The following is a 5,824-nucleotide window of genomic DNA, read 5'->3' on the forward strand; positions in this document are numbered from 1 at the left end:
CACCGGCGCCGTCGGGCGGGTCGATCTGCCGACGTACTCCTTCCAGCGTCGGCGCTACTGGCCCGGTGCGGCCGCCTTCGCCACCGGTGACCCAGGCGCGATCGGGCTCGGCGACGCCGGGCACTCGCTGCTGGGCGCGACGGTGGCGCTCGCCGACTCCGAAGGGATTCTCTTCGCCGGCCGGCTCTCCCTCGACACCCACCCGTGGCTGGCCGACCACGCGATCCTCGGCAGCGTCCTGCTGCCCGGCACCGCCTTCGTCGACCTGGCGATCCGGGCCGGCGACCAGGTCGGGTGCGACACGGTGGAGGAGCTGACGCTCGAAGCTCCGCTGGTCGTCCCCGCGCGGGGCGGCGTCCAGCTCCAGCTCGTGGTCGAGGCGCCGAGCGGCCTCGGACAGCGGCCGTTCAGCGTGCACTCCCGTCGTCAGGACGCCCTCGCGGAGGAGCCGTGGACGCGGCACGCCTCCGGTGTGCTGGTCGCCACCGGTGCGGTGCGGGCCGACGCCGACGCCGGCGGGGAGTTCGCGGATCTGGCCGCGTGGCCGCCCGCCGGTGCCCTCCCGGTGGACGTGCGGGGGCTGTACGAGGAGCTGGCCGAGGGCGGAGTCGCCTACGGACCGCTGTTCCAGGGGCTCAAAGCGGCCTGGCGGCGCGACGGCGAACTCTTCACCGAGGTCGCCCTCCCGGACGGCAGCCGGCGCGAGGCGGCCCGGTTCGGGCTGCACCCCGCCCTGCTGGACGCCGGTCTGCACGCCATCGGCCTCGACGGGCCCGACCACGACGCGACCGAGCCCGGGGTCGGTGCCCTGCTGCCCTTCTCCTGGGCCGGCGTCTCTCTGCACGCGACGGGTGCCTCCGCACTCCGCATGAGGCTCACGCCGCACCACCCGGACGACCCGCACACCCTGTCGCTGCTCGTGGCCGACGCGACCGGACACCCGGTCGCGTCCGTGGAGTCGCTGACGCTCCGTACCGCGTCGGCCGACCAGGTGCGCGCGGCCGACGGCGGCCATCTGGAGTCGCTGTTCCGCGTGGAGTGGGTGCCCTCGGCCCCCGTGGCGTCACCACGCGGCGACGCCACCGGCCTTCGCTGGGCCGTGCTGGGCCGCGACGCACTGGGCCTGGGTGCCCGGAGCGGTGCCCAGGTGGCGGAGTACGCCGACGCCGACGCCCTGGGCGAGGCCCTGGCAGCGGGCGAACCGCTGCCCGACGCCGTGTTCGTGGCCCCGGCGGGACGAACCACCCCCACCGGCCCCGACACCCCCGGTGCCGGCACGGAGGGGGACGACACGGCGGCCTCCGTCCACGCGGCCGTCACCGACGCGCTGTCCACCGTCCAGGCGTGGCTGGCGGACGAGCGCTTCGCCGGTACCCGGCTCGTCTGGCTGACCTCCGGCGCCGTGGCCACCCAGCCAGGCGCGGGAGTCCGGGACCTGGCGGGAGCAGCCGTGCGGGGCCTACTGCGCTCGGCACAGTCGGAGAACCCCGGTCAGTTGCTGATGCTCGACCTCGACGGGGAGGCCGCCTCGCTCGCGACGGTGCCCGCCGCGCTGGCCTCGGGCGAACCGGAACTGGCCGTCCGGGGCGGGACACTCAGCGCGCCGCGCCTCACGCGCGTGCCGTCGGCGGAGGCCGCCGGCACGCGCGAGCCCTCCACCGGCCCCGACCGCCGGAGCGGCTCCGACTCCACCGGCGGTGTCCGCTCCCGGAGCGACCTCGGCTCCCGTGACGACACCGACCGCCGTGGCGACCTCGGCTCGCCGGACGCCTTTGGTGACCCCGCCGGCACCGTGCTGGTGACCGGCGCCACGGGCACCCTCGGCCGGCTGTTCGCCCGCCACCTGGTGACCGCCCACGGCGTCACGAGGCTGCTGCTCACCAGCCGCCGGGGACCCGACGCCCACGGCGCCGACGAACTGCTCGCCGAACTGGCCCAGTTGGGTGCCCATGCCGACCTCGTCGCCTGCGACACCGCCGACCGTGACGCGCTCGCCGCCCTCCTCGCGGCCGTACCCGCCGAACACCCGCTGACCGCCGTGGTGCACACGGCCGGCGTGCTGGACGACGGCGTGCTCGCCTCGCTCACCCCCGAGCGGGTCTCCGCCGTGCTGCGCCCGAAGGTGGACGCGGCCTGGCACCTGCACGACCTGACGCGGGACCTCGACCTCTCCGCCTTCGTCCTCTTCTCGGGCGCGGCCGCCGCGTTCGGCGCGGCCGGGCAGGCGAACTACGCGGCGGCCAACGCGTTCCTCGAAGCGCTGGCCGAGCACCGCCGTGCGGCCGGTCTGCCGGCCACCTCGCTCGCCTGGGGCCTGTGGGCCCCGCAGTCGGGTGGCATGGCTCAGCGGCTCGACGACGTCGACCTGCGGCGCATCGCCCGCGACGGCGTCGGCGCCCTCTCCGCCGACGAGGGCCTGGCCCTCTTCGACACCGCCATGACGGTGGACGCGGCAGTCCTGCTGCCGATGCGGCTCGACCTCGCCGTGGTGCGGGCCCAGTCCGTCTCCACGGGCGAGACCGCGGCGCTGCTGCGCTCCCTCGTCCGGGTGCCGTCACGGCGCGCCGTCGAGCGGCGCCCGGCGGATGACGGCGCCGGTTCCCCGCTGACCGCCCGGCTGCTGGCCCTCTCGGCCGCCGAGCGCGAGGGCCTGCTGCTGGACCTGGTGTGCGGCCGGGGCGCGGCGGTCCTCGGGCACGCGGACGGCCGGGCGGTCGACGCGGACCGGGCGTTCAAGGAGCTCGGCTTCGACTCCCTGACGGCCGTGGAACTCCGTAACGTCCTCAAGGCCGAGACCGGCCTCCGGCTCTCGCCGACCCTTGTCTTCGACTACCCCACACCGCTCGCCCTCGCCCGGCACCTGCTGGACGAACTGTCCGCCGGCACCCCCGAACTGTCGGGTGCGGACGCACGCGAGGACTCCGTACGCGGGCGGCGCACGCCCGCACGGCCCGCCACCGCCACGGCCGCCACCGACGACGACCCGATCGTCATCGTCGGCATGGCCTGCCGCTTCCCCGGTGGCGTACGGTCGCCGGAGGAGCTGTGGCAGCTCGTGGCCACCGGCGGCGACGGCATCACCTCGTTCCCGTCCGACCGGGGCTGGAACGTGGAGTCCCTCTACCACCCCGACCCCGACCACGCCGGAACGTCGTACACCCGCGAGGGCGGATTCCTCCACGACGTGGCGGACTTCGACCCGGCGTTCTTCGGGATCTCGCCGCGTGAGGCGCTGGCGATGGACCCGCAGCAGCGGCTGCTGCTGGAGACCTCCTGGGAGGCGTTCGAGCGGGCGGGCATCGACCCGGCGACCCTGCGCGGCAGCCGCACGGGCGTCTTCGCCGGCGTCATGTACCACGACTACGCGTCCGGTATCGGGATCGGCACCGGCGACGGGACCAACGGCCCCGACCTGCCCGAGGGTGTCGAGGGCTACCTCGGCACGGGCAACGCCGGCAGCATCGCCTCCGGCCGCATCGCCTACACCTTCGGCCTGGAGGGCCCGGCGGTCACCGTCGACACCGCTTGCTCGTCGTCGCTGGTCGCCCTGCACTGGGCGATCCAGGCGCTGCGGCAGGGCGAGTGCACGATGGCCCTGGCCGGCGGTGTCGCGGTCATGGCGACACCCGAGACCTTCGTCGACTTCAGCCGCCAGCGCGGTCTGTCGGTCGACGGCCGCTGCAAGTCCTTCGCGGCGGCCGCGGACGGTACGGGATGGGCCGAGGGTGCGGGCATGCTCCTGGTCGAGCGCCTGTCCGACGCACGGGCCAAGGGCCACACGGTGCTTGCGGTCGTGCGCGGCTCGGCGATCAACCAGGACGGTGCCAGCAACGGCCTGACGGCACCGAACGGTCCCTCGCAGCAGCGCGTCATCCGCCAGGCCCTGGCGAGTGCCGGTCTGTCGGCGGCCGACGTGGACGCGGTCGAGGCGCACGGCACCGGCACCAGGCTCGGCGACCCGATCGAGGCGCAGGCGCTGCTGGCCACGTACGGTCAGGAGAAGTCGGCGGACCAGCCGCTGTGGCTCGGTTCCATCAAGTCGAACATCGGCCACACCCAGGCCGCGGCCGGTGTCGCCGGCGTGATCAAGATGGTCCTGGCCATGCGGCACGGTGTGCTGCCCCGCACCCTGCACGTCGACGAGCCGTCCCCCCAGGTCGACTGGGAGGGTGGGGAAGTGTCCCTGCTGACCCGGTCGGTGGACTGGCCGGAGACGGGCCGCCCGCGCCGGGCGGGCGTGTCGTCCTTCGGTATCAGCGGCACCAACGCCCACACGATCATCGAGCAGGCTCCGGATGTGGAGGAGTCGGTGGAGGTGGCGGGGGCTGCTGTGGCGCCTGTTGCTTCGGTGCCGGTGGTGCCGGTGGTGCCGGTGGTGCCGGTGGTGCCGGTGGTGCCGGTGGTGCCGTGGGTGGTGTCGGCGAAGGGTGGTGAGGCGTTGCGGGAGCAGGCGCGTCGTCTCCTGGGCCGTGTCGAGCAGGACCGTGAGGTGCGGTCGGTGGACGTGGGTCTGTCGTTGGCGGTGGGTCGTGCGTCGTTCGAGGACCGGGCGGTGGTGTTCGGGGCGGATCGTGAGGGTCTGCTGGCGGGGCTGTCGGCCGTGGTGGAAGGCGGTTCGTCGTCGTCGGGTGTGGTGACGGGTTCGCCGGTGGCGGGCAAGGTGGCGTTCCTGTTCACGGGGCAGGGCAGTCAGCGGCTGGGTATGGGCCGTGAGTTGTACGAAGCCTTCCCGGTGTTCGCGGAGGCGCTGGACGCGGTGTGCGCCCACCTGGACCTTCCCCTGCTGGACGTGTTGTTCGGCACGGACGAGGCTGCTCTCGACCGGACGGAGTTCGCGCAGCCGGCGTTGTTCGCGGTGGAGGTGGCGCTGTTCCGGCTGCTGGAGTCGTGGGGCGTGAAGCCCGACTTCGTGGCGGGGCACTCGATTGGTGAGATCGCGGCTGCGCATGTGGCGGGTGTGTTCTCGTTGGAGGACGCGTGCCGGCTGGTTGCGGCGCGTGGTCGGTTGATGCAGGCGCTGCCGTCCGGTGGCGTGATGGTCGCGGTGCAGGCGTCGGAGGGCGAGGTTCTTCCGCTGCTCACCGAGCGGGTCAGCATTGCGGCGGTCAACGGTCCGCAGTCGGTCGTGGTAGCGGGTGACGAGGCGGACGCGGTGGCGATCGCCGCTCACTTCGAGGAGCAGGGTCGTAAGGCCAAGCGCCTGAGTGTGAGCCATGCGTTCCACTCGCCGCACATGGACGGCATGTTGGAGGATTTCCGTACGGTCGCGGAGTCGATCGCGTACGAGACCCCTCGGATCGCCGTGGTGTCGAACCTGACCGGCGCCGTTGTCTCGGACGACGAGATGGGTTCGGCGGACTTCTGGGTACGTCATGTCCGGGACGCGGTTCGCTTCCTGGACGGGATCCGTGCGCTGGAGGCTGCCGGTGTCACGACGTTCCTGGAGTTGGGCCCGGACGGTGTGCTGTCGGCGCTCGCCCAGGACTGCCTGACCGGTGATACGGGCACGGCGGTCTTCGCGCCCGCCCTTCGCTCCGGGCGGTCGGAGGCGGAGACCGTCACGGCCGTCCTCGCCCAGGCTCATGTGCGGGGCGTCGCCGTCGACTGGTCCGCCTTCTTCGCCGGTACGGGCGCCCGGCGGGTCGAGCTGCCGACGTATGCCTTCCAGCGGCAGCGCTACTGGCTCCAGATCCCTGGCCTGGTGCGGAACGGTGTCACCGACGAGGTGGACGCTCGCTTCTGGGACGCCGTCGAGCGTGGAGACCTGGAGTCGCTGGCCGCCACGATGGAGGTTGACGACCAGGACGCGTGGGGCAGTGTGCTG

General features: G+C 73.7%; 1 protein-coding gene. It reads left to right on the top strand.

Features of this window, described 5'->3' with window-relative positions; genetic code table 11:
• Positions 1-5,824 (top strand): type I polyketide synthase (locus tag MXD57_RS30990; RefSeq protein WP_250405543.1); only part of this gene is annotated, 5,824 nt, incomplete at both ends.

The organism is Streptomyces cellostaticus (genome assembly GCF_023630175.1).
Lineage (GTDB): Bacteria > Actinomycetota > Actinomycetes > Streptomycetales > Streptomycetaceae > Streptomyces > Streptomyces cellostaticus_A.